The sequence below is a fragment of the Pseudomonas sp. GW821-FHT07F01 genome (genome assembly GCF_059418825.1).
Genome location: NZ_JBWKQO010000002.1, coordinates 697,564 through 724,563, shown reverse-complemented (window position 1 = coordinate 724,563; position 27,000 = coordinate 697,564). Strand labels below are relative to the sequence as shown.

Below are 27,000 nucleotides of genomic sequence, written 5' to 3'. Positions count from 1 at the left end.
AGACTGCGCAGCTTCTTTCCCGAACCCCCGCTGCCGATGTCCTTCCCCGAATCCTTCGACTGGTTACCCCACGCCCCGCTGCAACGGCTGGAGCTGGACTGGCTGTCGCGGGCCGGGGTCGAGGTGGCGGTGCTGCGCCTGGACCTGATCGACCCGCTGATCAGCGGCAACAAGTGGTTCAAGCTGACCGAACACCTGGCGGCGGCACGTACCGCCGGTGCCCACGGCATCATCAGCCTGGGGGGCGCCCATTCCAATCATCTGCATGCGCTGGCCGCTGCTGGCCGGCGTTTTGCCTTTCCCACCGTGGGTCTGTTGCGTGGCCATCCACAGGACACACCGACGGTGCTCGACCTGCAAGCCTTCGGCATGCGCCTGCACTGGCTGGGCTATGGCGGTTATCGCGCGCGCCACGAGGCGGGTTTCTGGACGCCCTGGCAGGCCAGGTATCCGGAGTTGTACCCGGTGCCGGAAGGTGGCGGTGGCCTGGCCGGCGCAGCGGGCTGCATGACCCTGCGCGATCAGGTGCGGCGGCAGTTGCCGAGCCTGGGCTGGAGCGACTACCACGGCTGGTGGCTGGCCGCCGGCACGGGCACTACCTTGGCCGGGCTGGTGCTGGCGGAGGCCGGAGCGCATCCGGTCTACGGCGCCCTGGCGGTCCCCGAGGATCACGGGGTGGCGCAGCAGGTCGAGGGGATCTTGCAAGAGGCCGGGCAGGGCCGCGGCGGTTATCAACTGCTGGACAGCAGCCGCGGCGGTTTTGCCAAGGTCGATGAAGTGTTAAGCGGGTTTATCCGGCTCACTGAACAACAATGCGCTCTACCGCTTGAACCCTTGTACACCGGCAAGGCCCTGCTGGCTTTGCAGGAACAGGTCCAGGCCGGGCGTTTCGCCCCGGGTTGCCGGTTGATCTTTGTGCATACCGGCGGCCTGCAGGGCCGCCGCGTGCTGTTGGCTCAGGCCTGACCGCGCTTGCGCCACATGCGTTGCAGAGTGTTGTCGCGCATCACGTAGTGGTGGTAGAGCCCGGCCAGGGCGTGCAGCCCGATCAGCCAGTAGCCGACCGTACCCAGCAGTTCGTGCCAGCCCTGGAGCTGCTTGGCCAGTGGCTTGTTCTCGGCCAGCAGCAGCGGCAGGTCGAGGCCGTAGAACATCACCTGATGGCCCTTGGCGCTGGTGGTCAGCCAGCCGAGGATCGGCATGGCGATCATGAACAGGTACAGCGCCCAGTGCATCAGGGTCGACAGCAGCCGTTGCCAGTGGGGCGGGGTGGGCAGGATCTTCGGCGCTACGCCCTGGGCGCGAGCGAACAGGCGCAGCCAGACCAGCGCAAACACTGTCAGGCCGAGCATGAAGTGGGCTTCGACAATCAGCGTGCGACCACCGCTGCCTTTGGGGAAGATGCCGCGAAATTCGATACAGGCGTAAACCACGGCCAGTAGCACCAGCATCAACCAGTGCAGGGCGATCGTCATGGTGCTGTAGCGAGACTCAGTGTTTTTCCAGGGCATACGGGACATCCTCGGTCATCAGGTCTGAAGCCTCCGTTCTTGAGCGACGGAGTGCTTTAACTGTAATCCGCTTTATGCCGGTCTGCCTGGAGCTGTAGCGGCTTTTATCGCCCCCCTGTGCAGCGCCGGGGCGGTGGGCGGGTATGAAAAAAACGGCGGCCCCGAAGGCACCGCCGTTTTTTAATATTGCCCCGTGCCTGAATCAGTTGCCCTGGGGCATTTCCCCCCGGGCCAGGCGCTGGTTGATGTCGGCGATCACCTGGGGCAGGTCGGCGATGGTGTCGATCAGGTAGTGCGGGCGCGAAGCCTCGAACAGCTTGTGGATGCGCTTGCGCTCGCTGGCCAGGGTGTCGCTGGCCAGGGCCCGGTAGCCTTCGTAGGTCAGGCCCAGGGCATTGCCCGAGCAGGTCAGCGCCACGGTCCACATGCCGGCGCGGCGGCCTTCGAGAATGCCCGGTACGGTGTCGTCGATCTTCACGCAGGCGGCCACGTCGTCGATGCCCAGGGCGATCACGTTGGCCAGGGCCTGGGCTGGCCATGGGCGGCCGTTGGGCACTTCGTCGGTGGCCACCACGTGGTCGGCGGTGTAGCCGTTGGTGGCGGCCAGGGCTACCACCTTGTCCATCACCTGCTTGGGGTAGCCGGAGCAGGAGCCGATCTTGATCCCCTGTCCACGCAGCTTGGCGATCACCTCCAGGGCGCCGGGGATCAGCGCCGAGTGCTCGGCGATCTTCTCGATCTGCAACGGCATGAAGCGTTCGTAGATAGCGGTCACATCGGCGTCAGTCGGGGTGCGGCCGAAGACCTTGCGATAGCGCTCGGCCACCTCCGGAAGGTCGCACAGGGTGCGGATGTGGTCCCACTTGCCCATGCCCATGGGGCCGCGGGCCTCTTCGATGGACATCTGCACATCGAACTCGGCGAAGGCTTCGACAAAGATCTGGGTCGGGGCAAAGGAGCCGAAGTCGACCACGGTGCCGGCCCAGTCGAGGATCGCCGCTTGCAGCTGAGAAGGGTTGCTGTAGTTCATGGTTTCGATGCCTGTGTAGGAGCGAGCTTGCTCGCAAAAAAGGTTCGGTATCGCGTCGCCTGATTCGCGAGCAAGCTCGCTCCTACAGGCTCGGTGGGGAGTCAGATGTCGAGGACTTCCATCTCTTGCAGCACTTCGGCGATGGCGGTGACGGCAGCCTGCATGCCGCGGCGGTCGACATGGCCGATGCAGCCCACGCGGAAGGTTTCGACCTGGGTCAGCTTGCCCGGGTAGAGGATGAAACCCTTGGCCTTGACCCGCTCGTAGAAATCCTTGAACTGGTAGCGGGGATCTTTCGGGGCGTGGAAGGTGACGATGATCGGTGCCTGGATCGCTTCCGGCAGAAAACTGCGCAGGCCCAGCTCGCCCATGCCGTCGAGCAGTGTCTGGCAGTTGTCGGCGTAGCGGGCGTGGCGCGCCGGCAGGCCACCTTCCTCGGCGTATTGCAGCAGGGCTTCGTGCAGCGCGGCGACCACGTGGGTCGGCGGGGTGAAGCGCCACTGGCCGGTCTTGGCCATGTAGCTGTGCTGGTCGTGCAGGTCCATGGCCAGGGAATGGGCATTGCCGCCGGCCTGGGCCAGGGAGGCCTTGGCAGCGAAGACAAAGCCCATGCCGGGCACGCCTTCCAGGCATTTGCCGGAGGCGGCGATCAGCGCATCGAAGGGGATCTCCCGGGCATCGATGGGTAGCGCGCCGAAGGAACTCATGGCGTCGATGATCAGGCGCTTGCCATGGCTGGCCACCACCTGGGCGATTTCCGGCAGCGGGTTGAGGATGCCGGTGCTGGTTTCGCAGTGGATCAGCGCCACGTGGCTGATGCTGCTGTCGGCCTGGAGCAGGCGCTCGACATCCGCGGCCGTGGTGGGTTGGTCCTCGGCGGTTTCGAAGGTGCTGAAATCCCGGCCGAGCACTTCGCAGATCTTCGCCAGGCGCTTGCCGTAGGCACCGTTGATCAGCACCAGGACCTTGCCGTCGCGGGGCACCAGGGTGCCGATGGCCGCTTCCACGGCGAAGGTGCCACTGCCTTGCAGGGGCACGCAGTGATGGCTGTCGGCGCCCTGGATGATGGCCAGCAGCTGTTGGCACAGGCTGGCGGTCAGCTGGTTGAAGCGGTCATCCCACGAACCCCAGTCCACCAGCATTGCCTGGCGGGTGCGGGCGGAGGTGGTCAGGGGGCCGGGGGTAAGCAGGATTGGCTCGGCGATGCTCATGCTGTGTCCTCGAAAAGGTGGGGATGACGCTACGGGGACTAAATTGCAGTTTGCCTTGTCATCAATCAAATTGTTTGTTGTTATGCCAGCCATCAGTGAGGCCGATAGCTATGAACCTGTTTCAACTCCGCGCATTCGACGCCGTGGCCCGGGAAGGCAGCTTTACCCGGGCCGCCGGGCGGCTGTTCATCAGCCAGCCGGCGGTCACCGGGCATATCAAGGCCCTGGAAGAGCATTACCAGATCACCTTGCTGCGGCGCACTGCGCGCCGGGTGGAACTGACCGAAGAGGGCATCAAGCTGGCGGCCATTACCCGGGCCATGTTCGGCCTGGCGGAAGAGGCCCAGGCCATGCTCGAGGCCAACCGGCAATTGCTCACCGGGCGCCTGGAAGTGGCAGCGGACGGCCCCCATCTGGTCATGCCGATGCTGGCCAGCCTGCGGGCGCGCTACCCGGGGGTGACGGTCAACCTGCGCCTGGGCAATGCCCAGGAAACCCTGGCGGCGCTGTTGTCCGAGCATGCCGACGTGGCGGTGCTGACCGAGGTCGAGCCGCGCAAGGGCCTGCACCTGCAAAGCCTGGGCGAGTCGCGGATCTGTGCCCTGGTGCCCGATGGGCACCCTTGGCTGGAACTGGCTGAGGGCGTCGCCATCGAGCAGTTGGACCAGGTGATCATGGTGCTGCGCGAACCGGGTTCGATCACCCGCCGGACGTTCGATGAGGCCTGTGGGCTGGCCCAGGTCCAGCCCCGGGTGCTGCTGGAGCTGGACAGCCGCGAAGCGGTGACCGAGGCGGTGGCGGCGCACCTGGGGGCGGGCATTGTCAGTTCGGTGGAGGTTGGCCACGACCCGCGGGTGCGCACGGTGCCGATCCGCGGTGCGGGGCTGGTCAACCGGCACATGATCGGCTGCGTGGAGCGGCGCCGGGACCTGCGCCTGATTCAGGCGTTTTTCGCCCTGGCTCCAGCCTGAGCCCACCTCCACTCTTGTAGGAGCTGGCTTGCCGGCGAAGAGGCCCGAAAGATCGCCTTCGCCGGCAAGCCAGGCTCCTGCGGTAGCGGTGTCTGGGGGATCGCTTTCGCCGGCAAGCCGGCTCCTACGGTAGTGGTGCCTGGGAGATTGCCTTCGCCGGCAAGCCGGTTCCTACAGGGCGGTGGGGGAGGCCAGGCTTTCGCGTACCAGGTCGAGGAAGGTGGCGACGATCCGTCGCGAACTCTGTTCGCGCAGGCACACCAGGGTTTCGGTCAGGCGCCGCTGGCAGTCGACGATCGGCAGGGCGCAGACCCGGGCGTCGGCGCCGAACTCCGCCGCCGAGACCACCCCCACGCCAATGCCCACCACCACTGCTTCGCGCGCGGCTTCGCGACCTTCCACCTGGATGGTCGGGCGGATGCGCAGGCCGGCGCGGTTCATTTCCTCTTCCAGGGTCTGGCGGGTTACCGAGCCGACCTCCCGCAGCACCAGGGGCGTGTCGTCCAGGTCGGCGAGGCAGATGGACTGGCGGCCGGCCCAGGGGTGGTGACGGGAGACGAACGCCACCATCGGGTCGTTGCGCAGGGTCAGAGACAGCAGGCGCTCGTCGTCCACGGCCCGCCCCAGCAGAGCCAGGTCGGCCTGGTAATTGAACAGGCGCAGCAGCGATTCATCGGTGTTGCCGGTTTCGATCTTCACATTGATCCCGGGGTACAGCTCGCAGAATCGAGCGATCTGCGGCAGCACATGCACCGGGGCATCCACCGCCAGTACCAGGCTGCCGGTCTGCAAGGCCCGGGACTCCTGCAGCAGCTCCTTGGCTTCGGCTTCCACCACGAACAGGCGCTGGGTGATGGCCAGCAGGCGCTCGCCCAGGTCGGTCAGGCGCACCGAGCGCTTGTTGCGATGAAACAACAGCACCCCGAAGCGCTCTTCGAGCTTGCGCACCTGGTCGGAAATCGCCGGCTGCGTCAGGTACAGGCGTTCGGCCGCCCGGGTGAAGCTGCCGTGCACCGCCACGGCGTGGAAGGCTTTCAATTGGGCGTGGGAAACCGACATGGGCCAGACCTCTTACAAGCTGAGCTTATATTTGAAATACGATAAATCGATTTCATTTATTAGTCAGTAATTGCTTCCATCCCTGCAAGCCCAGTGACCGGTCGGTCGACCGGCACCGGGCCCTGAGGCCTGTGCGTGCAGCTTCGGTCCCCGAAACGGGCCGGCAACAGGACTCATCTGACCAGCAGCGCCCGCCGCGAGGGCCCTGCTGCAGTGCTCAAGAATAAAAAACACAGGCGTTTGCTTCGCATCCTGCCGGCACACTCACCCTGAGGTCAGAACCACAATGAACAAGCAGATCGGCACCATCAAACGTTGGCGCGTGCAGATTTTCGCCATCACCTGGATCGCCTACGCGGCGTTCTACTTCACCCGCAAAGCCTTTTCCGTCGCCAAGCTCGGGATCGCCGACGATCCCGACTTCACCCTCGACAAGATGGCCATGGCCAACCTCGATGCCATCTACCTGGCGGCCTACGCCGTAGGGCAGTTCACCTGGGGCATCTTCGCCGACCGCTTCGGCCCGCGGGTGGTGGTGCTGGGCGGCTTGCTGATTTCCGCCGCTGCGGCGCTGGTGATGGGCAGCTTCGCCACCTTGCCGGTGTTCGCCACCTGCATGCTGGTCCAGGGGCTGGCGCAGTCCACGGGCTGGTCGGGGCTGTGCAAGAACATCGGCAGTTTCTTTCCCGCCGGGCAGCGCGGCAGGGTGCTGGGGCTGTGGAGTTCCTGCTACGCCTTCGGCGGCCTGGTGGCCTCGCCCTTTGCCGGCTGGTGGGCCTATACGCTGATCGGCACCTGGCACGCGGCGTTCATTTCCAGTGCGGTGGTGGTGGGCCTGACCGCGGTGCTGTTCTTCATCTTCCAGCGCAATACCCCGGAGGACGTGGGCCTGCCGGCCGTGGAGCCATTGCCCCCGCAGAGCGCCGAAGAAGACGCCGCCGAACGGCGCATGAGCGTCTGGGAACCGCTGCGCGAGATCCTGCGCAACCGCACGGTGCTGATCCTCGGGCTGTCGTACTTCCTGCTCAAGCCGGCGCGTTACGCGATCCTGCTGTGGGGGCCGGTGATCGTCTACGAACAGATGCCCTCGGTGGGCAAGGTGGGGGCGGCGATCGTGCCCACCAGCTTCGAGCTGGCCGGGCTGCTGGGGCCGGTGATGATCGGCCTGGCCTCGGACAAGCTGTTCGGCGCCCGGCGCATGCCGGCCTGTGTCATCAGCCTGCTGGCGCTGACCCTGTCCCTGGCGCTGTTCATGGGCGCTCTGCATACCGGCAGCGTCGTGCTGGTGATGGCCCTGCTGTTTTTCATGGGCCTGACCCTGTACGGGCCGGACTCGATGATCTGTGGCGCTGCAGCCATCGACTTCGGCTCGGCCAAGGCCGGGGCCACCGCGGCCGGTTTCGTCAATGGCTGCGGCTCGGTGGGCGCGGTGCTGGGTGGCCTGCTGCCGGGTTACTTCGACACGGTCACGGTGTTCATCGTGTTTGCCGCCTGCGCCCTGGTCTCGGCCCTGGTGCTGGTGCCGTACTGGAACAGCCGGCCCCAAGGGCTCGAGCCGGTGCGCGCACTCGTTCCCAATGGACCTTTGCTGATCAAACCGCTGCGTACCTGACTTTCGGGCCTCTTCGCCGGCAAACCGGCTCCTACGAAGGCTTGTAGGAGCAGGCTTGCCAGCGAACCCACTCGCCGTTTTTTACCTGGAGACTCACCATGCGACCTTTCTGGCTGGAACAGGCCCTGCAACAGCAACCCTCACCGGCGTGCCCGCCACTGTCGGGCGATACCACCTGCCAGGTGGCGATTGTCGGCGGCGGCTACACCGGGCTGTGGACCGCCATCATGCTCAAGGAGCAGAACCCCGGGCTGGACGTGCTGCTGATCGAGGCGGATATCTGCGGCGCCGGTGCCAGTGGGCGCAACGGCGGCTGTGCGCTGTCCTGGTCGGCCAAGTACTTCACCCTGGAGCGGCTGTTCGGTGTCGAGGAGGCCGTGCGCCTGGTCAAGGAATCCGAGCAGAGCATCTATGCCATCGGCGCCTTCTGCGAGCGCTACGGGGTGGATGCCCAGTACCGCCTCGACGGCACTTTGTACACGGCCACCAACCCGGCCCAGGTCGGCTCCACCGATGGCGTGATCGCTGCGCTGGAGCGCCGCGGCATCAACTCCTTCGACAAGCGACCCCTGGCCGACGTGCAGCGCATGGCCGGTTCCAGCCAGCATCTGGAGGGCTGGTATTCACCGGCGGCGGCCAGCGTACAGCCGGGCCTGCTGGTGCGCGGGCTGCGCCGGGTGGCCCTGCAACTGGGCGTGAGGATTCATGAGAACACCGCCATGACCGGGCTGGAGGAGGGGCGCCCGGCGCTGTTGCGCACACCCATGGGGCAGATCCGCGCCGAGCGCGTGGTACTGGCGATGAATGCCTGGATGGCCCGAGCCTTCCCGCAATTCGAGCGCAGCGTGGCGATTGTTTCCAGCGACATGCTGATCACCGAGCCGCGGCCCCAACTGCTGCAGCAGATCGGCCTGACCAGCGGCGTGACGGTGCTGGATTCGCGGATCTTCGTGCACTACTACCACAACACCCCGGACGGTCGGATCATGCTCGGCAAGGGCGGCAACACCTTCGCCTATGGCGGGCGGATGCTGCCGGTGTTCGACCAGCCGTCGCCCTACGCCGGCTTGCTCAAGCGCAGCCTGGGGCAGTTCTTCCCGGCCTTTGCCGACGTGCCGGTGGCGGCCACCTGGAATGGCCCGTCGGATCGCTCGGTGACCGGCTTGCCGTTCTTCGGCCAGATGAGCCGCGCGGGCAATGTGTTCTACGGTTTCGGGTATTCCGGCAGCGGCGTCGGCCCCTGCCATATGGGCGGGCAGATCCTCGCCTCCCTGGTGCAGGGGCTGGACAACCCCTGGACTCGCTCGCCGCTGGTCAATGGCCCCCTGGGCTACTTCCCGCCGGAGCCGATCCGCTACCTGGGTTCGCTGGTGGTGCGCAACGCCATCCGCCGCAAGGAACGGGCCGAGGACCACGGGCGCCGGCCGCGGCACCTGGATGTGCGCCTGGCGCGTTTCGCTGCGGCGGCCGGCAAGGCCGACAAGGGCTGAAGCCTGCCAGCCACTGACTTTTTGGTCGATCAGGGCCTTGAGGACGTATAAACTTGCCCATCGCGTCGGCCAAATCCAACTCGACGCCATAGATCAAGAGAGTGAGTAATGGGCGCACAGTGGAAGGTTAAACACAAAGAAGCGGCAGCCAATGCCAAGGGCAAGATTTTCGGCAAGCTGGTCAAAGAGATCACCATCGCCGCACGTAACGGCGCCGACACCGCCACCAACGCCCACCTGCGGCTGGTGGTGGAACAGGCGAAAAAGGCTTCGATGCCCCGCGAGACCCTGGAGCGTGCCATCAAGAAAGGCTCGGGCCAGCTGGGCGAGACCGTGCAGTACCACCGCGTGACCTACGAAGGTTTTGCCCCGCACCAGGTACCCCTGATCGTTGAATGCGTGACCGACAACATCAACCGTACCGTGGCGGAAATCCGCGTGGCGTTCCGCAAAGGCCAACTGGGCGCTTCGGGTTCGGTGTCCTGGGATTTCAACCACGTGGGCATGATCGAGGCCTCGCCGGACAGCCCGGACGCCGATCCGGAACTGGCCGCCATCGAGGCTGGAGCCCAGGACTTCGAGCCGGGCGAAGAGGGCGCGACCCTGTTCCTGACCGAGCCTGCGGACCTGGATGCGGTACAGAAAGCCCTGCCCGAGCAAGGATTCACCGTGCTTTCGGCCAAGCTTGGCTACCAGCCGAAGAACCCGGTCAGCGGCCTGAGCGATGAGCAGATGGCTGAAGTCGAGGCGTTCCTCGAAGGCCTGGACAACCATGACGACGTGCAGGACATGTTCGTCGGCCTGGCAGGCTAAGGCGATTCGCCGGCCAGCCGGCTTCTGCATACCTCTGTAGGAGCCGGCTGGCCGGCGAAGCTGTTTTAAAGCCCCGCCAATTCCTCGCAGACCTGGGTAAAGCCCGGTCGCGCCAGTACCTCCGGCTGGCAGCAGCGCTGCACCAGCGCCGCCAGTTTCTGCTGTTGCCCCAGGCTCAGCGAGCCATCCCCGCGCTCCAGCAATTCCTCCAGCAAGATGCCGAAGGCCCGCACTTCCAGGCGTTGCAGCGCCCGGCTTTGCACGGTGTCGTCCTGGGCATGGAAGGACGCTGCGCCAAAATCCCCCAGCAGGCAGTCGCCCTGGGCGTTCCACAAGGTGTTGTGGCCATAGAGGTCGCCATGGGTGATGCCCTGGGCGTGCAGGTGCGCGCCCACCGAGGCAATGCCCCGGGCGATGCCCAGGGTTACGTCGGCGTTGAAGCGGGTGTCGTCCGGGTAGATGTCCCGGGAGCAGGAGTCCAGGCTGGGCAGCGCTGCAAGGTTGGCAAAACTTTTGTCGATCAACTGCATCACCAGGCCGTTCTGGCCCTGGGGGTGGTCGAGGATGCGTCCTTCGACGCGGATCAGGTTCGGGTGCAGCCCGGCGCTGATACAGGCGTTCATTTCGTGCAGCGGCGAGCCGTCGCTGGTCATCTCGCCCTTGTACAGCTTGACCGCCACCGCCCGCGGCGGTTGCCCGGCGGGCTGCCATTGCGCCTGGTGAATCACCCCCGAGGCGCCTTCGCCCAGGCGCTGTTCCAGGGTCAGTTCGCTCCAGGGGATGGTCGGAGTGGATTCCAGGGCCGTGGCATCGGCTTCCGACTCCAGCGGGTTGCCGGCATAGGCCAGCCAGGTCAGGCGCGGCAGGGCCAGGAGGAACGGCGGCAGCTCGGTCAGGCGGTTGGCGGCAATCCGCAGCAGTTCCAGGCGGTGGCACTGGCCCAGGCTTTCGGGCAGGCGGGTCAGGCGGTTGCCGGCGAGCATGAGTTTTTGCAGCAGCGGGCGCTGGCCCAGTTCTTCCGGCAGCTCAGCGATGCGGTTATCGGTGAGGATCAGCCAGCGCAGCTGCGGTGGCAGGGCGGCGGCCGGCACCCGCTCGATGCGGTTGGCCTTGAAGCCGATCATGCTCAGTTGCAGGCATTGGCCGAGGCAGGCCGGTACTTCACTGAACCGGTTGTCGGAGCAGAACAGGATGCGCAGGCGAGTGAGCCGGTGCAGGTCCTCGGGCAGGCTACTCAGGGCGTTGCCACTGAGGTTGAGGATCTCCAGGGAGTCGGCCAGATCGAAGATTTCCCGGGGGAACTCAGTCAGCCCGCAGGACAGGTCCAGGCGCTTGATGCCGGCCAGTTGGCCAGCCCGCAGTTGGGCAAGGGTATCCATGAACAGCGTCAACACTCGAAAGAAGAAAAAGGCGGGCAGAATAAAGCAGTTCGGCGGTTTTTGCTGCCTGAGCGGCCATGGGATGGGGGCTATTGGGTTTCCAGCAGCCTGAAGGCCAACGCGCCTGCTCCTTGAAGGTAGTCGGCAATCAGGGTCAGGTCGGTCTTGCGGCCTTTGGACCACAGCTGGCAGGCCACTCTCATGGTCGATGGCTCGGTGCCCAGCGGGTAAAGGTCCAGGGCCACCCGGCCGCTGCGGTCTGGTTGGAATGCCAGGTCATAGGGCGCAAGGGCCAGGTCGCCGGCCTGTTCTCCCGAGCTGTCCAGCTCTTCGAGGATTTCTGCATAAATGGCCGGGCTCACGCCAACTGCCGCCAATGCCGTTGGCTGGGCATGTTCAATGGCGCGCAAGAGTGCCTCTGCCAGTCGGTAAATCTCTTGGCGGTCAAATGCTTGCATCTTGCAGTGCTCCAGCCAGCCGGCGAAATGCCGCGGGTTGCCTGGAGTTCCCGGCCTCAGCCAGCATCGACTCCAGGCTGTGGTGCTCCAGGGTATTTTTTACCGATCCGGTGGCGGCTCTGCCCAGCGGGCTTTCCAGGTCGAAGTCGCTCTCCAGGGTTGCAAGCAGGTAGGCGCCCTGGCGGCTCCATTGGTTGAAACGCATGACGTGCCGGTCATCCAGAATCACCGCGCCTTCCTGCTTGTCGTCCGAGAAATGGAAAGCCAACTGCGAAGGGGGCAGGTTTTGCTGGGCCGCAAGGCGTTTCCTGTACTTGAGCACCGACGTCAGCCGGGCCCCAGGGGCCAGGTTGAAGCCACTGCCGACCCGTTGCCGGTCAAGGAAGTAGCACTTGAACAGCACCTCCAGGGTTCGCTGGTGGTAGCGCGTCGTGCAGCTTTTTTCATACTGGTGAAAGTCCTGGGGCTCGCCGACCCGCTCATAGCCTTTGGCCGCCAGTTCAGCTGCCGAGAAACTCTCCAGGCCAAATAGCCGGGAGTGCTGGAGGGTTGAATCTTGCAGGTGCAGGCACACCAGCTCGCAAAAGCTGATCGAACTCATGTGGCTATTCGCTCAAGCGGGTGCTCGGGGCCGATTTCCTGCAATTGCCCGAGGCGGCTGCGGGTGCGGGCCAGGTCGATGGCGTGGCCGTCCAGGCTTTCGGCCAGCGGGCGCTGGCCGATCAGCAGCAGGCGCTTGTCCTGGTCGTAGAGCACGTCGATCAGGTTGATGAAGCGCTGCTGGGCGGCGATCGAGCACTCCGCCAGTGGCGGCAGTTCATCGATGATCCAGGTGTCGAACTGGCGGCTCAGTTCCAGGTAGTCCATGACTGCCGTGGGCTGCTGGCACAGGTCGTTGAATTCGAAGCGGATGCTGCGCTGCTGGCGCTGGCGGGTGGTCAGCTGGCGGCTGCCGACCTGCAGCAGCGTTGCCGGGGCATGGCGTTCGGGCAGCTTGAGCGCCTGGCGCTGGGCCGCGGTGCCGGGCCAGAGATACTGCCCCCGGGTAAAGGCCTGTTGCTCGTGGGTTTGCGCGTGGGTCCGGTAATCCTCGGCACCGCCGACTTCCATGACCTGCATGCGCGCGTTGATCAGTTCGATCACCGGTTTGAAGCGGGCATGGTACAGCGGGTTGGGCAGCAGGCCTTCGGGGGCGTAGTTGGAGGTCACCAGCAGCACGATGCCGCGCTTGAACAGGGCCTTGAACAGCCGGGTGATGAGCATGGCGTCGCCGATGTCGTGGACATGGAACTCATCGAAACACAGTACCCGGCACTGGCGGAGCAGCTCGTCCAGGGTGGTTTCCAGGGCATCGGCCTGCTGTTGGTGGCGAAACATGCCCTGGTGCAGTTGGGCGAAGAAGTCATGGAAATGCAGGCGCTGTTTCTCGTCGATGGGCAGGGCGCGGAAGAAGCCGTCCAGCAGCCAGCTCTTGCCCCGCCCCACGGCGCCATACAGGTACAGGCTCGGCGCCTGCGGGGTGGCCTGCTCCAGGGCGTCGGCCAGTTGCCCCATGCGCTCGATCACCTGCAACTGGCCATGGCTCAGGGTGTAGCCCAGGTCCTGGGCCTTATGGCGAAAGTAGTCATGGATCAGCGCGCCAGCGGCGCTCGGGCGGCGGGCGGGCCTGGCGAACAGGCGACGCCAGGGAGATCGAGTCTGTGCAGATTTTGGCGGTAAAGCGGCCAATGGTGATTACCCCGATGGTTCCAGGCCGCTCACCTTAAGAGCGGCGCGCCAATTTAACCAATAGAAAATGCCCCGGCCAGTCATCTCGAAAAGGCATGGCTGCAGCCGTGCCGGCGCAGCGCTCATGCCGTGAGCAATTAATACGCTAACTGGCGGTTTCCCCGCGGGTTGCTAACCTGACTTCAGCGAATGCTCCTCATAAGGATTGAGGCCTTGAATGGATATAAGGGTGTGGCAGTGATGAGCGCATTGCTCAGCGCGACAGCAGGGGCCGCGGACTTGCAGGTGCAGGTCCGGGTCGATGTGCTGCGTGGCTGCCAGTTGGTCGGCCAGCAGCGCGAAGCGGGGATCGAACAGCTCGGTACCCTGGACTTCGGCAGCACCGCACGCCTGGACGACCCGGCCGGGCCCTTGTCGGCGGCACTGCCGGGCAGCCGCCAGCCGCGCCTGGAATGCAACCCCGATACCCCCTATCAGATGCGCATCGACGGCGGCCTGCACGGTGGTGTCGGCGAAGTGCGCTACCTGGCCAGCAACACCCGGGCCGGCAAACCCATTCCTTATCGCCTCTACCAGGACCCGGCCCGGCGGATTCCGCTGCCGGTGAATGTACCGGTCAGTGGCCGGGTGCCGGATTCCGGCATGGTGGACCTGCCCTTGTACGGGCGTATCGAACCTTTGGCCGAGATCCCCCGGGCCGGCGGTTATTCCGATGTATTGAAAGTGACCCTGACCTGGTAGGGCCGGGGCATGGATGCTGCCACGAGTAACGGGGCAGAGCAGGGAGGGCGGTTCATGGTGAACGGCCCATGTGGGAGTCCTGATGGAACTGGGATGGCTGCAATGAAAGGCAGGACCTGGACGATTGTCGCCCTGGGTTCGTTGTGCCTGTTGGCGGACGATGCCCAGGCGGCAATCAGCGGGCAGATCCAGGCACGCCTGGTGATTACCGCTGCCTGCCAGGTCAGCAGCGGCGGCGATCCGTCTGCCAGCCCGATCGGCGACCCGGGCATGCTCAACTTCGGCCAGCAGGGCCCGACCTGGGTCGCGCCGATCAAGGCCAGCCTCACCAACAGCGCCGAGGGCCAGCTGCAGGTGGCCTGCAACTCCTCGGTCACCGGCTTCACCGTGACCATCAATGGCGGCCTCAACGGCGACGGCACGACCCGGCGCTTGAGCAATGGCCGCCAGACCATCCCCTATCGATTGTTCGTCGATGCTTCCGGTAGCGACAGCTACAGCATCGGCCAGCAGCGCAATTTCGCAGTGAGCAGCGGCAGACGGATTCCCATCCCGGTGTTCGGCTCTGTGGTCGCGAATACCCGCGCGGTTCCGGCAGGGCTCTACACCGACACCCTGACCATCACGCTGGATTGGTAAACCATGAGAGGACACACATCATGCACGCGCTTGTATCCAGAATCGGCTGGCCTCTGTTGGGGCTGGTCATGGCTTCAACGGCCAATGCCGCCACCACGGTCACCGGGCAGATCAGCTCGACCCTGATCCTCACCAGCAGTTGCCAGGTCAACGGCGTCGGCGGCAGCACCGGGCTGAACTTCGGTGCCCTGAACTTCGGCACCACCAACAGCCTGTTCACCACGGCCACCGGCCAGGTGCTGGGCGGCGGTGGCGGCGCGCTGTCGATCCTCTGCTCCACCGGCACCACGCCGACCCTGACCATCCAGGGCGGCGCCAATGACGGCAAGTCCACCGGTGGCACCCGGGCCCTGTTCGACGGGGTGGCCAACTATGTGCCCTATGACCTGTACACCGACTCCGGGCATTCGCAGATCGTCGCGATCAACGGCGTGATCAACCTGGCGCCAAGCACCGGGGTGGCGCAAACCGTGAACCTCTATGGCCAGGCGGTGGGCAAGGCGGGGCTACCGGCCGGCACCTACACCGATACGGTGTCCGTGCAACTGACCTTCTGATGCCATGGCCAGCCACGCTTGTGCGCTGCTGCTCCTGGCCTGCGCGAGTGCCTGGCCGGGGTGGATCGCTGCGGCCACCAGCCAGAGCTTCCAGGTCAGCGCCACCATCACCGCCGGGTGCCTGGTGGTGGGGGGCGTCAGCAACTACGGCAGCCTGGCCTTCGGCAGCCAGTCGGCGCTGTCCACCAGCACGGTCAGAGTGGCGCTCACCGGGGGCGTGCAGTTGCAGTGCACGCCGGGTGTGACCCTGAACATGACGGTGGACGGAGGCCAGTACAACAGCAGCGGCCGGCACATGCAGCTCAATAGCGGCAGTGCGCGGGTGGCCTATCAGTTGTTTCGCGATGCGGGCTACAGCCAGAGCCTGGGGATAGGCCAGAGCGTGGCCGTGGCCTACAGCGATGCCAATAACATCAGCCTGCCGATCTACGGGCAGGTGCAGTTGCCGGGCAATCAGCCTGGGGGGACGTACAGCGATGTGCTGCAGGTGCAGCTGTCGTGGTGATGGGGCGCATTCATAACCAGCCGGCAGGCGGACAAGGAGTAGCAGTATGCATTTACCTTTGCAGGGCATGCGGGGGACCGGTTATCTGATCCTGGCGGGGCTGTTGGCAGTTGTACCCAGGGTCCAGGCCGCCAGTTCGGTGCTGATCTGGCCGATCGACCCGGTACTGGAGGCCGATCAGCAGGCCAGCGCGCTGTGGCTGGAGAACCGCGGTACCGAGACCGCCAACCTGCAGATCCGGGTGTTTGCCTGGAGCCAGAGCGGCTTTGCCGACCAGTACCAGAACCAGCGCGATGTCATCGGCAGCCCGCCGGTGGCGAAGATCGAGCCGGGGCAGAAGCAACTGGTACGCCTGACCCGCACCCGCGAGGTGCCACCGGGGCAGGAGCTGGCGTACCGGATCATCATCGACGAGATTCCCTCGGCCAAGCCCATCACCCCGGAAGGGGATGCCAAGAGTGCGGCAGCGATCCGCTTCCAGATGCGCTACTCGGTGCCTTTGTTCGCCTATGGCGCCGGGCTGTGGAGCAAGGAAGACACCTCCCGTCCACGCGATCCCAAGGGGGCCGGCGTGCCGGACCTGAGCTGGCGCAAGGTGGCAGTGGACGGCAAGACGTTTTTCGAGCTGCGCAACCAGGGCGCGGTGCACGCCCGCCTGACCGATGTGGCCTTCAAGCAGGGCGGGCAGGCCCGGCCCGTGGCGCCTGGGCTGCTGGGCTATGTGTTGCCCGGGGCGGTGATGCGCTGGCCGGTGCCGGAAACCCTGGCGGCCGAGTCGACCCTGCAACTGCGGGTCAATGGAGCACCGCAGGTACAGGACCTGGCGCCTACGCACTGAGCCTCGGGCGCAACGCGGCCGCCAGTCGGACGGCCGGTGGGGAGAGGTACGGACGGATGTGAGCGCGGTGGCGCATCCGCCCCGGGATGGAGATGTCCATAGATGGACTTGAGCCCGCAATGAGCCAGGACCCGGCTCGGCGTTTTCGCAGGTGGCAAGGGCTGGTGACCGGCCTGTGTAGCCTGATGCTGGCCGCAGAGGTGCCGGCGGGCGAACTGCCGCCGCCGCCCAGCAGCCTGGAGTCGATGGCCGATGCACAGCTGTTTCTGGAACTGGTGATCAATCAGATGAACACAGGGAAGGTGGTGGCGGTGGAGCAGCGCTCCGGCCGGCTGTTTCTGCCGGCGCAGACCCTACGTGAAACCGGGATCAAGCTGCCCGAGGGGCTGGGCGCCGAGGTCGACCTGGACAGCCTGCCGGGCCTGCACAGCGACTACGACAGCCAGGGCCAGCGGCTGCTGCTGGACGTGCCGCCCGACTGGCTGCCGGAGCAATTCATCGGCAGCCGCCAGGCCTACCCACGGACCCCGGCCCTGAGCAGCTTCGGCGGGTTGCTCAACTATGACCTGTACCTCAACGACACCGATGACGGCGGCACCTACCTGGCGGCCTGGAACGAGGTGCGGCTGTTCGACTCCTGGGGCACGCTGTCCAACACCGGGCAGTACCGCCAGACCCTGTCGGGGGTTGGGAACAGCTCCCTGAACAACGGTTACCGACGCTATGACACCACCTGGCGTTTTTCCGACGATGAACGCCTGCTGACCTACGAGGCCGGCGACCTGATCAGTGGTGCCTTGCCCTGGAGCAACTCGGTGCGCCTGGGCGGGGTGCAACTGTCCCGGGATTTCTCGGTGCGTCCGGACCTGGTGACCTATCCCTTGCCGCAGTTCGCCGGGGAAGCAGCGGTGCCGTCCTCGGTGGACCTGTTCATCAACGGCTACAAATCCAGCAGCGCCGACCTGCAGCCCGGCCCCTACACCCTGACCAACATTCCCTTCATCAACGGCGCCGGCGAAGCGGTGGTGGTCACCACCGATGCCCTTGGCCGGCAGGTGTCCACCACGGTGCCGTTCTACGTCACCAGCACCTTGCTGCAAAAGGGCCTGACGGACTTCTCGGTGGCCGCGGGCACCTTGCGCCGGGACTACACCCAGCGCGACTTCGGCTATGGCCCGGGGGTGACTTCCGGCAGCCTGCGCTACGGCCTGAGCGACAGCCTGACCCTGGAAGGCCATGCCGAAGCCTCGGACTCCCTGACCCTGGGCGGGGTCGGCGGCAACCTGCGGCTGGGGCAGTTCGGGGTGATCAATACCGCCGTCAGCCAGAGCCGTTTCGACGGCGACGGCGGCCAGCAGTTGAGCCTTGGCTATCAGTACAGCAGCCAGCGCTACAGCGTCGCCTACCAGCGGGTGCAGCGGCGTGATCAGTACGCCGACCTGACGGTAGTCGACAGCCCCTACACCAGCCTCAGCCAGCGTAGCGAGCAACTGACCCTGAGCCTCAACCTGGAGCGCTTCGGCAGCCTGGGCGCCGGTTATTTCGACGTGCGCGCCGCCGACTCGACCCGTACCCGGCTGTTGAACCTGACCTGGAGCAAGCCGCTGTGGCACAGCAGCAGCTTCTACCTGTCGGCCAACCGCGAGATCGGCGACAGCCACTGGGCCATGCAGGCACAACTGGTGATCCCCTTCGACCTGCACGGCAGCCTGAGCCTGAGCAACGAGCGCAGCAAGACCGGGGAAAACCGCCAGCGGGTCAACTTCAGCCGCTCGGTGCCGATCGAAGGCGGGGTTGGCTACAACCTTGGCTACGCCACCGGCAGTGGCGCCCACTATCGCCAGGCCGATGTGACCTGGCGCCTGCAGTCGGTGCGCCTGCAGGCCGGGGTCTATGGCACCAGCGATGCCGAGACCCGCTGGGCCGATGCCAGCGGTTCACTGGTGTGGATGGACCGCCAGGTGTTCGCCGCCAACCAGATCGACGACGCCTTCGTGGTGGTCAGTACCGACGGCTACAAGGACATCCCGGTGCGCTATGAAAACCAGCTGGTGGGCCAGACCGACAAGAACGGCCATCTGCTGGTGCCCTGGAGCAGCGCCTATTACCGCGGCAAGTACGAGATCGATCCGCTGAACCTGCCGGCCAACGTGCAGAGCCCGAATGTCGAGCAGCGGGTGGCGGTGCGGCGTGGCAGCGGCTACCTGCTGGAGTTTCCGCTGCCCCGGATCATTGCCGCCAGCGTGGTGCTGGTGGACGCCCAGCAGCGCGAGCTGCCCCTGGGCAGCAACGTCACTCATGAGCAGAGCGGGGCGCGGACGGTGGTCGGCTGGGATGGGCTGGTCTATCTGGAAAACCTCGCGGCCCAAAACACCCTGCACGTGGAACTGGCCGACGGCAAGACCTGCCGGGCGCAGTTCGACATCGACATGCAACAGCAGCAGGTGCCGTTGATCGGCCCGCTGGTCTGTCAGTAACGGCGGTATCACCGGATCAAGGAGCGTGGCGTGTGAATGCGGGCAAGGGATGGCGACAGGCAATACTGGGGCTGCTGGCGAGCGTGCTGTCGTGCACGGCCCAGGCACTGTGCACGACGGTCCCGACCGCGCCGGCAGGCTTCGGTACCGTCAGCTCGATCCTGGTGCGCACCACCTCGCAGCCGGCCTCCACCACCAATGCCGGGCTGAGCTGTACCGGCTCGCTGCTGAGCATTCTGGCCAGCAACGATCATTTCTACGCCACCATCACCTCCACCACCAGCGGCATGGTGGGACCTACCGGCGACGTCATCAGCTACACCCTGTACGCCAACAACAGCACCAGCTATCCGATCACCCGCGGGGTGCAGTTCGACTTCGCCCGCAATTCCATCATCGACCTGCTGGGCCTGCTGGGCAGCCCGACCGTGGCCAAGACGGTGCCCATCTACCTGGGTACCCTCACCGGCAGCAACGTTGCGGCGGGGGTCTATACCGAGAACCTGAGCATTCTCTGGAGCTGGAACTATTGCTCCGGAATCGGCGCCCTGGGGATCTGTCTGGGCAGGGATGTCGGCAGCGGTACCCAGAGCCTGACCGTGAACATGACGGTGTCCAACGATTGCGTGATCACTGCGCCGAACATCAGTTTCGGCAGCGCGCCGGTGATCAGCGCCTTCGCGACGGTGACCGGGCAGACCATCAACCTGGCCTGCACCAAGGGCAGTGCCTACACCGTGGGCCTGAGCGACGGCCAGCACCCGGTGAGTGCGGGGGGGCGCAGGCAGATGATTTCCGGCAGCAACTACCTGGCCTACGACATCTTCAAGAGTGCCGGTAGCACCCGCTGGGGCAGTGTCGGCAGTGCCCGGCGCTCCAGCACCGATGCCGAGGTGAACCCCGGCAACGGCCTGGGCACCGGCAGCCAGATCTTCAACTACAACGCCAGGATCTACACCGACCAGAGCACCCCGCCGGCCGGCACCTATATCGACAACGTGGTGCTGGACGTGGGCTTCTGAGGGCTACAGGGGAATTTCCGCCGGGCCGACCATGGCGTAGTTGTAGCCCTGGCCGGACCAGTACTGCGCCTGCAACGGGCCCTCGCGGCGGCTGCCCGGGGGCAGCAGCTTGTTCTGCGGCCCTGGCGGGCGGATGTAGAAGCTGACCTTGCGCCCCTCGCGATCCTCGTACAGCACCATGGCCGCCGGGCCTTGCTCGGTGCTCAGCAGGCGCCCGCTGACGGCCCTGAACCCGGCCCCCTGCAGATCCGGCAATGGGCTGGCCTGGGTGAAGTAGCGGTCCAGCCAGGCCTGCATGCTCTGATTGCCCTGTACCTTGAAGTCGGCGGGGAGCATGCCCTGTTCGGCAAACAGACGATAGGCCTGCAGGGCGTCGGTCATGGGCAGCACGCTGCTGCCGGCCAGGGTCAGTTCCCGCGCCTGCCAGCCGCTCAGGCCGCCCACGCCCACCGCCATCAGGAGCACCGCGGCACTGGCCAGGCGGCGCAGGCTACGTTGCTTCAGGCGCGCGCGGATCTGCACAGGGTCCAGCGCCGGGTTGGCCGGCTGCAGCAGGGCACCACCCAGGGCCGCCCGCAGGTGCTGGGCGTCCTGCTGCCAGGCCTGGACCCGGGCCGCGACCTGCGGGTGGCTGGCCAGGTAGTGCTCCAGCAGCCGGCGGTCCTGCTCACTGAGTTGGTGATCGACATAAGCGTGCAAGTCGCTGTCGCTGGGGGGCAGGCTGATCATTTGAGTATCCGTAGAGAAGGGCTGCTGATTTCGCCGTCGCTGAGTTGGCGCAGGGCCTGGCGGGCCCGGGACAGGCGCGACATCACGGTGCCGGTGGGCACCTGGAGAATCTCGGCGATCTCCTTGTAGCTCAAGCCTTCCACCGACACCCAGAGCAGCAGGGCGCGCTGTTCGGCATTCAGGCGGTCGAAGGCTTCCAGGGTCGATTGCGCCATCACCGTGCGCTCCACCGAGGGCTGGCTGTCGTCACGGCCGGTGAAGAACTCCAGCATCCGCGCGTAGCGTCGGGAACGCCGGTGGGCATCGAGGAACTGCCGGTAGAGGATTTCGAACAGCCAGGCCCGCAGGTCGCCTTCGGGGCGTTTCCCGGTCCATCCGGCGAGGGCGCGTTCCAGGCAGGCCTGCACCAGATCGTCGGCGCTGCTGGGCTGGCGCGTCAGGGACAGGGCAAAGCGGCGCAGCCTTGGAATCAGCGGGCGTAGCTGTTGGTCGAGATCGTTCATGAAATCCTGCGGATGCTGGGCCAGTCACTAGGCTTGAGGCTAGGAAGACGCGCCGCACAGCAGGTTATTCCAGCCGCAGGAAAATAAATACCGGTCGTGGAATAACCCTGGGCGAGCTGCGTCTGACAGGTCCTTGCCCTCATGGCTATGCGTATTGGAGATGTCCCATGGTTGATCCTTCATCAAAGCCCGACCGCCCACCCCTGGGGCCTGTCAGCCTGACCCTGCGCCTGGGGGCAATCGCCCTGGTGGTGGCCGTCGCTGCGGGGGCTCTGGCCTATGTGCATGGCAGCCTCGATCCCGGTCGCCTGACCCCCAAGGCCCTGGTGGATGTGCTGGAAACCAACAATGGCGTGCACCCGGGGTATCGCCGCAACCATGCCAAAGGGGTGTGCGTCATCGGCTACTTCGAAAGCAGCGGCGAGGCCCGGGCCTACTCCACGGCGCTGGTGTTCAATGAGGCACGCACGCCGGTGGTGGGGCGCTTTGCCCTGCCCAGTGGCAACCCCTATGCGCCGGACAGCAGCGTGCCGATCCGCAGCCTGGCGCTGCGTTTCCTCCAGGCCAACGGCCAGCAGTGGCGGACCGGGATGAACAGCATGCCGGTGTTCCCGGTGGGCACTCCCGAAGCCTTCTATCAGTTGCAACAGGCCGGCTCCCCTGATCCGGCCACGGGCAAGCCGGACCCGAGCAAAGTGCCGGCATTCTTCGCCAGTCATCCCGAGGCGACGCCGTTCCTGCAATGGGTCAAGGGCGCCAAACCTTCGGCCAGCTATGCCAGTGAAAGCTACAACGGGATCAATGCCTTCTACCTGGTGGATGGCAGCGGCAAGCGCCAGGCAGTGCGCTGGGGGGTAGTGCCCGAGACCCGGGATGGGCCTGATGCAGGCAGTGCCCCGCAAGGCGCCGACTACCTGGAGCAGGACCTGGTTCGGCGCCTGGCCCAAGGGCCGCTGCGCTGGCGCTTGCAGATCACCCTGGCGGCGCCCGGCGACCCCACGGATGACGCCAGCAAGGCCTGGCCGGCGCAGCGGCCGGTAATCAACGCCGGGACCCTGGTGCTGCAAAGCACCCAGGCGCAGAACAGCGGCGAGTGTCGGGACATCAATTACGACCCGCTGATCCTGCCCAGCGGCATCCAGGCGTCCGACGACCCCCTGCTGGCAGCGCGCTCTGCGGCCTACGCCAGTTCCTACCTGCGTCGCACCAGCGAAGTCAGCCAATTGCCCGGCGCCCAGGAGCCACGTCCATGAATAGCCAACCTCGACATTTCGCTCCCCTGGCGCGCCTGCTGCACTGGCTGATGGCGTTGCTGATCATCGCCATGCTGTTCATCGGCGCCGGCATGGTGGCGTCGGTTTCCGCGCGTCATGAATGGCTGATCCACCTGCACAAGCCCCTGGGGATCGCCATCCTGCTGTTGGTGCTGGTGCGCCTCTGGGTGCGGTTTTACACCCGACAACCGCCGTTGCCGGCAGACCTGCCGGGCTGGCAGGTGCTGGCGGCCAAGGCCTCCCATGTGCTGCTGTACGCCTTGATGCTGAGCCTGCCGCTGCTGGGCTGGGGCATGATCTCGGCGGCCGGCGACCCGGTGATGCTCGGCAGTTCGCTGCAACTGCCGGCGATCCTGCCGGCCAATGCCCAGCTGTTTGCGGTGTTGCGCAAGGCCCATGGTTATCTGGCGTACCTGCTGTTTTTCACCGTGCTGCTGCACCTGGCCGCGGCGCTGTTCCATGGCTGGGTGCGTCGCGATGGCGTGCTGCAGAGCATGCTGCGCGGCCGCGGTTGATTGAACTCGGCGGCGCCGGGCTCAAGTGGCGCAACGCACCCTGGCCGCGGCTTTGCCCGGGGCCAGGCTCCATAGCCAGTAGATCAGCGCCACGCCGTTGATCCCGGCACCCAGCAGGCAGACCCCGGTCCAGCCGGCCCAGGCATAGGTGGCGGTGGCGGCGATGGAGCCTGCGGCGCTGCCCAGGGAATAGAACAGCATGTAGCCGGCGGCCAGTCGGCTCTGCGCCTCGGGGCGCACGCTGTAGATCAGGCTCTGGCTGGTGACGTGCACGGCCTGCAGGCCCAGGTCGAAGCTGATTACCCCGAACAGCAGGGCCCACAGGGACGATTGAGTGAAGGCAATGGGCAGCCAGGACAGCAGCATCAGGCCCAGTGCCAGGCCGCTGGTCCACTGCGCCAGGCCGCGGTCGGCCAGGTGCCCGGCCCGTGCCGCGCCCAGGGCGCCTGCCGCGCCGGCGAGGCCGAACAGGCCGATCTCGGTGTGGGACAAGGACAGTGGCGGGGCACTCAATGGCAACACCAATGGCGTCCACAGCACGGTGCCGGCGGCGAAGATCAGCATCGCCAGCACCGCCCGGTCCCGCAGCACTTTTTCCTCCCTGAACAGTTGCAGCAGCGAACCGAGTAATTGCCCGTAACCCTGGGTGGCCTTGGGTTGCTCGTGGGTAGGCAGGGTTTTCCACAGGGCCAGGGCCACCAGCAGGGTCAGCCCGGCGGACAACAGATAGACCGAACGCCAGCCCGCCAGGTCGGCCATGGTCCCGGCCACGGTACGGGCCAGCAGGATGCCTACCACCACGCCGCTGGTGACCATGCCCACGGTTCGGCCGCGTTGCTCTGCCGGGGCCAGGTTGGCGGCGTAGGCCACCAGTACCTGGGTTACCACCGCCAGCAGGCCGATGCAGGCCATGCCCAGCAGCAGCCAGGCGCTGCTCGGGGCCAGGGCCACGGTGAGCAGGGCCAGCACCGAGAGCAGGGTCTGGGTCACGATCAGCCGTCGCCGGTTGTACAGGTCCCCCAGGGGCACCAGCAACAGCAGGCCCAGGCCATAGCCGACCTGGGTCAGGGTGATGACGATGCCCACGGTGGCCGGCGCCAGGTCGAAGGTATGAGCCATGGCATCCAGCAGTGGCTGGGCGTAGTAGACGTTACCCACCGCCAGACCGCAGGCGATGGCGAACAGCAGCACCACTTTGGTGGAAAGAGCAGGCGAGGCATGAGGGGAAGAATTGGCTGACATGTTGGGCTCCGAGTTTTGGTTTCATAATGAAACCAGTTGTACGGTAAAGATCGCGGTTTTATATTGCAACCACTTTCCTTTGGCCTGATCGGAGAATGCCCTACATGGTCAAGCGCACCAGCCTGCAAGATGCCGAGTGCCCGGTTGCCCGCTCACTGGACGCCATTGGCGACTGGTGGTCGCTGCTGATCGTGCGGGATGCCTTTGACGGAATCCGCCGTTTTGGCGAGTTCCAGCGCAACCTCGGCATGGCCAAGAACATCCTGGCCACACGCCTGCGGACCCTGGTGGAACATGGGGTGTTCGAGGTTGTCCCGGCGTCCGATGGCAGTGCCTACCAGGAGTACGTGCTGACGGAAAAGGGCAAGGGGCTGTTTCCCCTGATCATCGGCTTGCGCCAATGGGGCGAAGCGTTTTTCTACCAGGAAGGGGAAGCGCATTCACGGATGGTCGACCGGCAGACCGGGCAGCCGTTGCGCGCGCTGGAACTGCGCTCGGCGGACGGGCGCTTGCTGGGGCCGGAGGATTGCCGGCGGGTGCCGGTCGGGGAGGGTGACTGAGGGCTGCGCAACGGGGGGCGCAGCCCTCAGTCGGGTTCAGCGCAGGTGATCCACCAGGTCGGCCAGGGTGCTCAGCACATCCTTGCCCAGTTGCATGGAGCGTTTGCCCGACCAGCCGGTGAGCGGGTTGGGGTTGTCATCGTGGTCCTTGAAGGGCATTTCCAGGGTCAGGGCCAGGCAGTCGTACTTTTCCCCGACGGCATTGCAGGCCAGGGCCATGTTGGCCTGGCCGGGTTTGTCCCGGGTGTAGCCGTGGGTGGTCTGGAAGTCCCGGGTCTGGCGTTTCAGGTGGCTGCGGAAATGCTCCTCGAGCTTCTCCAGTCGCGGGGTGTAGCCCGGGTTGCCTTCGCAGCCGGCGGTGAACACGTGGGGAATCTCTTCATCGCCGTGCACATCGAGAAACAGGTCGACGCCGTATTGTTCCATCTGCTGCTGGACGAACAGCACTTCCGGGCTGAGTTCCTGGCTGGCGGTCTGCCAGGCACGGTTCAGGTCCTGGCCCTGGGCGTTGGTGCGCAGGTGGCCGTGGAATGCGCCGTCGGGGTTCATGTTCGGCACCAGGTACAGGTCGGCCTTGGCCAGTAGCGCGTTGAGCTCCGCATCATCGTGACGGAACAGGCGCTCGATCACGCCCTCCATGAACCATTCGGCCATGTGCTCACCGGGATGCTGCTGGGCGATGATCCAGATCTTGCGTTGGCCTGGCGCGCCGCTGCCTTTGCGCAGCAACTGGATGTCCCGGCCTTCGACGCTTTTACCCACGGCCAGCAACTCGGTGCCGGCCTTGGTCAGGGCCTGGTCGATCAGCCAGTCGTGGCGGCCACGGCTGTAGGGTTCGAAGTAGGCGAACCAGGCATGGGTCTGGGTGGCTTCCAGGTTGAAGCGCAAGGCGTCGCCTTCGAAGATCGTCGGTACGCGAAACCAGTTCACATGGTCGTAGGAGGCCACTGCCTGGTAGCCGGTCCAGGCTTTGTTGTAGGAGGACTGGCTGGCGTTGGTCAGGCGAAACCAGTGTTCCTGGCCGACATGCAGGCCGCTGACCTTGAAATGAAACCACTGGAAGTGCGGGCTGCGGGTATCCGGGCGGATGGCCAGCAGTGCCTGCAACGGGTTGCTGATATCCAGTACGTCGATGTTGCCACTGTCGAAATCAGCGCAAATATCAAAAGAAGTGTGATTGCCCACGGTCATAATCGATTCCTTATCAGGATTGTTATGAGCGCTACTCTACACAGAAGGGGGGGTAAAAGAAGGGGGGCGTCGTCCTTGACGCAGACGAAGCTTAGTGGCTATGCGATTGATTCTCAAGCGCTACTTTTTGATTTGCGAGGCTTTTACGACGGGCGTTTGCTTGCAAAAGGACATTCTTTTGCTATCATCGCCGCCATTATTTTTTGCGACACCTACAGTCTTCATTAGCCTGAAGCCAAGCCAGAAAAACTGGCAAAAAAAAAAGACCCGGCAAAAAGCCGGGTCAAAAACCGTGATTAGCCTGATGAGGAGATAATCCAAAGGTCCGACCTAAGGTCCTTTGGGCTATCGACTGATCTCGCGACCAGTTGCTTGCAATAATAATCATTATCATTTGCAAGTCAAATGTTTTTCCCCGCCTTCCGGAAAATATTTTTTCCACTTCCGTTTTTTCCCGTCGCTGGCTTCACGTCCAGCCGTGCGCAGGGCTTCAGTTCGACTCAACGCGCTGGCTTTCCAGTGATTTGTCCACCAGGGCCTTGGCCAGATCGATCATGTGCACCACTGAAAACGCCAGGTCGCGATTGGCTCCCCGCAGATTGTCCGCTGCATCGTAGGCGGTGGCCGCTGCACAGCGCAGCAGGTCGGAAGCGTGGATCATGGCTTCCTCGCTGCTCAGGCTGCGCCTGATTTCGAAGAACTTCTCTTCCTTGTCTGACTCGGTAATGGCCGGCTTCAAGTAATAGTCCATTGCGCGTCGGGCAGCCTGGCTGTCCTTGAGTGAGCTTAATGTGGTCTCTGTATCGAGTTCCGGCACGTCCTTGCTGCTTGTGTTCATGAAGTGTTCTGCCCTGTCTGAGAAAGGAAATAGGGGTAGGCCGATGTTAATACACATTGTAATTGTGACGGGATTTCAAATACTACAAGTTGTGTGTTGAGGCTGGA

The 27,000-nt window shown here is 65.1% G+C and carries 28 protein-coding genes; 15 read left to right on the top strand and 13 right to left on the bottom strand.

All coding sequences use genetic code 11. The features are described 5' to 3' along the window. Window positions 1-36: 36 nt before the first annotated feature. Window positions 37-966, top strand: coding sequence for a 1-aminocyclopropane-1-carboxylate deaminase/D-cysteine desulfhydrase (locus tag AC07R1_RS09420; RefSeq protein WP_495110458.1), 930 nt, complete (start codon window positions 37-39; stop codon window positions 964-966). On the opposite strand, the gene AC07R1_RS09415 is transcribed toward AC07R1_RS09420, so the two are convergent. The 3 genes from AC07R1_RS09415 to AC07R1_RS09405 form a co-directional block, all read right to left on the bottom strand. After that, window positions 957-1,511: a cytochrome b gene (locus tag AC07R1_RS09415; protein WP_011062254.1), complete on the bottom strand. Its 555-nt coding sequence runs from the start codon at window positions 1,509-1,511 to the stop codon at window positions 957-959. The genes AC07R1_RS09420 and AC07R1_RS09415 overlap by 10 nt on opposite strands. Before the next feature lie 202 nt (window positions 1,512-1,713). Next, a complete protein-coding gene (gene phnX, locus AC07R1_RS09410; protein WP_495110457.1) occupies window positions 1,714-2,541 on the bottom strand; it encodes a phosphonoacetaldehyde hydrolase in 828 nt (275 codons plus the stop codon). Between the two features lie 101 nt (window positions 2,542-2,642). Next, window positions 2,643-3,752: a 2-aminoethylphosphonate--pyruvate transaminase gene (locus AC07R1_RS09405; RefSeq protein ID WP_019095128.1), complete on the bottom strand. Its 1,110-nt coding sequence runs from the start codon at window positions 3,750-3,752 to the stop codon at window positions 2,643-2,645. 110 nt (window positions 3,753-3,862) lie between these two features. Between AC07R1_RS09405 and AC07R1_RS09400 the strand changes: the two genes are divergently transcribed. Continuing rightward, entirely contained in the window at window positions 3,863-4,723 is an 861-nt protein-coding gene (locus tag AC07R1_RS09400) for a LysR substrate-binding domain-containing protein (protein ID WP_161466494.1), read from the top strand. A 171-nt stretch (window positions 4,724-4,894) separates the two neighbouring features. On the opposite strand, the gene AC07R1_RS09395 is transcribed toward AC07R1_RS09400, so the two are convergent. Next, window positions 4,895-5,782 (bottom strand): LysR substrate-binding domain-containing protein, encoded by an 888-nt coding sequence (locus AC07R1_RS09395; protein WP_011062250.1) that lies wholly within the window; start codon window positions 5,780-5,782, stop codon window positions 4,895-4,897. Between the two features lie 286 nt (window positions 5,783-6,068). On the opposite strand from AC07R1_RS09395, the gene AC07R1_RS09390 reads away from it, so the two are divergent. The 3 genes from AC07R1_RS09390 to AC07R1_RS09380 all read left to right on the top strand — a co-directional run bounded on the left by AC07R1_RS09390 (window position 6,069) and on the right by AC07R1_RS09380 (window position 9,697). Further along, window positions 6,069-7,394: an MFS transporter gene (locus AC07R1_RS09390; protein ID WP_019095130.1), complete on the top strand. Its 1,326-nt coding sequence runs from the start codon at window positions 6,069-6,071 to the stop codon at window positions 7,392-7,394. 98 nt (window positions 7,395-7,492) lie between these two features. Beyond that, a complete protein-coding gene (locus AC07R1_RS09385; protein WP_047337316.1) occupies window positions 7,493-8,884 on the top strand; it encodes an FAD-dependent oxidoreductase in 1,392 nt (463 codons plus the stop codon). A gap of 108 nt (window positions 8,885-8,992) precedes the next feature. Then, on the top strand, window positions 8,993-9,697 hold the full coding sequence (locus tag AC07R1_RS09380) for a YebC/PmpR family DNA-binding transcriptional regulator (protein ID WP_011062247.1): 705 nt from the start codon (window positions 8,993-8,995) through the stop codon (window positions 9,695-9,697). A 65-nt stretch (window positions 9,698-9,762) separates the two neighbouring features. On the opposite strand, the gene AC07R1_RS09375 is transcribed toward AC07R1_RS09380, so the two are convergent. From AC07R1_RS09375 to zapE, 4 genes are all read right to left on the bottom strand, one after another. Then, window positions 9,763-11,076 (bottom strand): leucine-rich repeat-containing protein kinase family protein, encoded by a 1,314-nt coding sequence (locus tag AC07R1_RS09375; RefSeq protein ID WP_065363217.1) that lies wholly within the window; start codon window positions 11,074-11,076, stop codon window positions 9,763-9,765. Window positions 11,077-11,165: 89 nt separating this feature from the next. After that, window positions 11,166-11,534 carry a hypothetical protein gene (locus AC07R1_RS09370; RefSeq protein ID WP_495110456.1) on the bottom strand — a complete coding sequence of 123 codons (369 nt, stop codon included), beginning with the start codon at window positions 11,532-11,534 and terminating at the stop codon, window positions 11,166-11,168. Further along, window positions 11,521-12,135: a hypothetical protein gene (locus tag AC07R1_RS09365; protein WP_047337314.1), complete on the bottom strand. Its 615-nt coding sequence runs from the start codon at window positions 12,133-12,135 to the stop codon at window positions 11,521-11,523. The genes AC07R1_RS09370 and AC07R1_RS09365 overlap by 14 nt, the downstream gene beginning before the upstream one ends. Continuing rightward, window positions 12,132-13,262: a cell division protein ZapE gene (zapE, locus tag AC07R1_RS09360; protein WP_495110455.1), complete on the bottom strand. Its 1,131-nt coding sequence runs from the start codon at window positions 13,260-13,262 to the stop codon at window positions 12,132-12,134. The genes AC07R1_RS09365 and zapE overlap by 4 nt, the downstream gene beginning before the upstream one ends. A gap of 240 nt (window positions 13,263-13,502) precedes the next feature. Between zapE and AC07R1_RS09355 the strand changes: the two genes are divergently transcribed. The 7 genes from AC07R1_RS09355 to AC07R1_RS09325 all read left to right on the top strand — a co-directional run bounded on the left by AC07R1_RS09355 (window position 13,503) and on the right by AC07R1_RS09325 (window position 20,041). Next, the gene (locus AC07R1_RS09355; RefSeq protein ID WP_401025856.1) at window positions 13,503-14,003 is read left to right on the top strand and encodes a Csu type fimbrial protein; all 501 of its coding nucleotides are present in this window, start codon (window positions 13,503-13,505) and stop codon (window positions 14,001-14,003) included. A 102-nt stretch (window positions 14,004-14,105) separates the two neighbouring features. Further along, complete coding sequence (locus tag AC07R1_RS09350; RefSeq protein WP_011062241.1) at window positions 14,106-14,642, top strand: Csu type fimbrial protein; 537 nt, start codon at window positions 14,106-14,108, stop codon at window positions 14,640-14,642. Window positions 14,643-14,662: 20 nt separating this feature from the next. Further along, window positions 14,663-15,199: a Csu type fimbrial protein gene (locus AC07R1_RS09345; protein WP_015636327.1), complete on the top strand. Its 537-nt coding sequence runs from the start codon at window positions 14,663-14,665 to the stop codon at window positions 15,197-15,199. Between the two features lie 4 nt (window positions 15,200-15,203). After that, window positions 15,204-15,704 carry a Csu type fimbrial protein gene (locus AC07R1_RS09340; RefSeq protein ID WP_015636326.1) on the top strand — a complete coding sequence of 167 codons (501 nt, stop codon included), beginning with the start codon at window positions 15,204-15,206 and terminating at the stop codon, window positions 15,702-15,704. A 46-nt stretch (window positions 15,705-15,750) separates the two neighbouring features. Further along, window positions 15,751-16,542, top strand: coding sequence for a fimbrial biogenesis chaperone (locus AC07R1_RS09335; protein ID WP_015636325.1), 792 nt, complete (start codon window positions 15,751-15,753; stop codon window positions 16,540-16,542). 119 nt (window positions 16,543-16,661) lie between these two features. Next, the gene (locus AC07R1_RS09330; protein WP_495110454.1) at window positions 16,662-19,019 is read left to right on the top strand and encodes a fimbria/pilus outer membrane usher protein; all 2,358 of its coding nucleotides are present in this window, start codon (window positions 16,662-16,664) and stop codon (window positions 19,017-19,019) included. A gap of 32 nt (window positions 19,020-19,051) precedes the next feature. Continuing rightward, window positions 19,052-20,041 carry a Csu type fimbrial protein gene (locus AC07R1_RS09325; protein WP_011062236.1) on the top strand — a complete coding sequence of 330 codons (990 nt, stop codon included), beginning with the start codon at window positions 19,052-19,054 and terminating at the stop codon, window positions 20,039-20,041. Window positions 20,042-20,044: 3 nt separating this feature from the next. Here the strand turns inward: AC07R1_RS09325 and AC07R1_RS09320 are convergent, their stop codons facing one another. After that, the gene (locus AC07R1_RS09320; RefSeq protein WP_065363221.1) at window positions 20,045-20,770 is read right to left on the bottom strand and encodes an anti-sigma factor family protein; all 726 of its coding nucleotides are present in this window, start codon (window positions 20,768-20,770) and stop codon (window positions 20,045-20,047) included. Continuing rightward, window positions 20,767-21,273, bottom strand: coding sequence for an RNA polymerase sigma factor (locus AC07R1_RS09315; RefSeq protein ID WP_065363222.1), 507 nt, complete (start codon window positions 21,271-21,273; stop codon window positions 20,767-20,769). Before AC07R1_RS09315 ends, AC07R1_RS09320 begins: the two co-directional genes overlap by 4 nt. A 167-nt stretch (window positions 21,274-21,440) precedes the next feature. Between AC07R1_RS09315 and AC07R1_RS09310 the strand changes: the two genes are divergently transcribed. Then, window positions 21,441-22,526: a catalase family peroxidase gene (locus tag AC07R1_RS09310; RefSeq protein WP_065363223.1), complete on the top strand. Its 1,086-nt coding sequence runs from the start codon at window positions 21,441-21,443 to the stop codon at window positions 22,524-22,526. Further along, a complete protein-coding gene (locus tag AC07R1_RS09305) occupies window positions 22,523-23,062 on the top strand; it encodes a cytochrome b (RefSeq protein ID WP_011062232.1) in 540 nt (179 codons plus the stop codon). Before AC07R1_RS09310 ends, AC07R1_RS09305 begins: the two co-directional genes overlap by 4 nt. A gap of 21 nt (window positions 23,063-23,083) precedes the next feature. Here AC07R1_RS09305 and AC07R1_RS09300 read toward each other — a convergent pair whose 3' ends face one another. Then, the gene (locus tag AC07R1_RS09300) at window positions 23,084-24,304 is read right to left on the bottom strand and encodes an MFS transporter (RefSeq protein ID WP_495110453.1); all 1,221 of its coding nucleotides are present in this window, start codon (window positions 24,302-24,304) and stop codon (window positions 23,084-23,086) included. A gap of 104 nt (window positions 24,305-24,408) precedes the next feature. On the opposite strand from AC07R1_RS09300, the gene AC07R1_RS09295 reads away from it, so the two are divergent. Beyond that, entirely contained in the window at window positions 24,409-24,864 is a 456-nt protein-coding gene (locus AC07R1_RS09295; protein WP_047337356.1) for a winged helix-turn-helix transcriptional regulator, read from the top strand. 36 nt (window positions 24,865-24,900) lie between these two features. Here the strand turns inward: AC07R1_RS09295 and AC07R1_RS09290 are convergent, their stop codons facing one another. Next, window positions 24,901-26,055, bottom strand: a complete 1,155-nt coding sequence (locus tag AC07R1_RS09290; RefSeq protein WP_011062229.1) for a M14 family metallopeptidase — start codon at window positions 26,053-26,055, stop codon at window positions 24,901-24,903. 490 nt (window positions 26,056-26,545) lie between these two features. Then, the gene (locus AC07R1_RS09285; protein ID WP_015636319.1) at window positions 26,546-26,893 is read right to left on the bottom strand and encodes a DUF6124 family protein; all 348 of its coding nucleotides are present in this window, start codon (window positions 26,891-26,893) and stop codon (window positions 26,546-26,548) included. Window positions 26,894-27,000: the final 107 nt, after the last annotated feature.

Bases quoted from the DNA above. Each gene is read 5' to 3' on its own strand.
- AC07R1_RS09285 (WP_015636319.1), bottom strand. From the start codon at position 26,893: ATGAACACAAGCAGCAAGGACGTGCCGGAACTCGATACAGAGACCACA.
- AC07R1_RS09350 (WP_011062241.1), top strand. From the start codon at position 14,106: ATGAAAGGCAGGACCTGGACGATTGTCGCCCTGGGTTCGTTGTGCCTG.
- AC07R1_RS09340 (WP_015636326.1), top strand. From the start codon at position 15,204: ATGGCCAGCCACGCTTGTGCGCTGCTGCTCCTGGCCTGCGCGAGTGCC.
- AC07R1_RS09315 (WP_065363222.1), bottom strand. From the start codon at position 21,273: ATGAACGATCTCGACCAACAGCTACGCCCGCTGATTCCAAGGCTGCGC.
- AC07R1_RS09385 (WP_047337316.1), top strand. From the start codon at position 7,493: ATGCGACCTTTCTGGCTGGAACAGGCCCTGCAACAGCAACCCTCACCG.
- AC07R1_RS09355 (WP_401025856.1), top strand. From the start codon at position 13,503: ATGAGCGCATTGCTCAGCGCGACAGCAGGGGCCGCGGACTTGCAGGTG.
- AC07R1_RS09405 (WP_019095128.1), bottom strand. From the start codon at position 3,752: ATGAGCATCGCCGAGCCAATCCTGCTTACCCCCGGCCCCCTGACCACC.
- AC07R1_RS09305 (WP_011062232.1), top strand. From the start codon at position 22,523: ATGAATAGCCAACCTCGACATTTCGCTCCCCTGGCGCGCCTGCTGCAC.
- AC07R1_RS09395 (WP_011062250.1), bottom strand. From the start codon at position 5,782: ATGTCGGTTTCCCACGCCCAATTGAAAGCCTTCCACGCCGTGGCGGTG.
- AC07R1_RS09335 (WP_015636325.1), top strand. From the start codon at position 15,751: ATGCATTTACCTTTGCAGGGCATGCGGGGGACCGGTTATCTGATCCTG.
- AC07R1_RS09415 (WP_011062254.1), bottom strand. From the start codon at position 1,511: ATGCCCTGGAAAAACACTGAGTCTCGCTACAGCACCATGACGATCGCC.
- AC07R1_RS09300 (WP_495110453.1), bottom strand. From the start codon at position 24,304: ATGTCAGCCAATTCTTCCCCTCATGCCTCGCCTGCTCTTTCCACCAAA.
- AC07R1_RS09310 (WP_065363223.1), top strand. From the start codon at position 21,441: ATGGTTGATCCTTCATCAAAGCCCGACCGCCCACCCCTGGGGCCTGTC.
- AC07R1_RS09320 (WP_065363221.1), bottom strand. From the start codon at position 20,770: ATGATCAGCCTGCCCCCCAGCGACAGCGACTTGCACGCTTATGTCGAT.
- AC07R1_RS09345 (WP_015636327.1), top strand. From the start codon at position 14,663: ATGCACGCGCTTGTATCCAGAATCGGCTGGCCTCTGTTGGGGCTGGTC.
- AC07R1_RS09370 (WP_495110456.1), bottom strand. From the start codon at position 11,534: ATGCAAGCATTTGACCGCCAAGAGATTTACCGACTGGCAGAGGCACTC.
- AC07R1_RS09420 (WP_495110458.1), top strand. From the start codon at position 37: ATGTCCTTCCCCGAATCCTTCGACTGGTTACCCCACGCCCCGCTGCAA.
- AC07R1_RS09290 (WP_011062229.1), bottom strand. From the start codon at position 26,055: ATGACCGTGGGCAATCACACTTCTTTTGATATTTGCGCTGATTTCGAC.
- AC07R1_RS09400 (WP_161466494.1), top strand. From the start codon at position 3,863: ATGAACCTGTTTCAACTCCGCGCATTCGACGCCGTGGCCCGGGAAGGC.
- AC07R1_RS09390 (WP_019095130.1), top strand. From the start codon at position 6,069: ATGAACAAGCAGATCGGCACCATCAAACGTTGGCGCGTGCAGATTTTC.
- AC07R1_RS09330 (WP_495110454.1), top strand. From the start codon at position 16,662: ATGAGCCAGGACCCGGCTCGGCGTTTTCGCAGGTGGCAAGGGCTGGTG.
- phnX (WP_495110457.1), bottom strand. From the start codon at position 2,541: ATGAACTACAGCAACCCTTCTCAGCTGCAAGCGGCGATCCTCGACTGG.
- AC07R1_RS09295 (WP_047337356.1), top strand. From the start codon at position 24,409: ATGGTCAAGCGCACCAGCCTGCAAGATGCCGAGTGCCCGGTTGCCCGC.
- AC07R1_RS09375 (WP_065363217.1), bottom strand. From the start codon at position 11,076: ATGGATACCCTTGCCCAACTGCGGGCTGGCCAACTGGCCGGCATCAAG.
- AC07R1_RS09365 (WP_047337314.1), bottom strand. From the start codon at position 12,135: ATGAGTTCGATCAGCTTTTGCGAGCTGGTGTGCCTGCACCTGCAAGAT.
- AC07R1_RS09380 (WP_011062247.1), top strand. From the start codon at position 8,993: ATGGGCGCACAGTGGAAGGTTAAACACAAAGAAGCGGCAGCCAATGCC.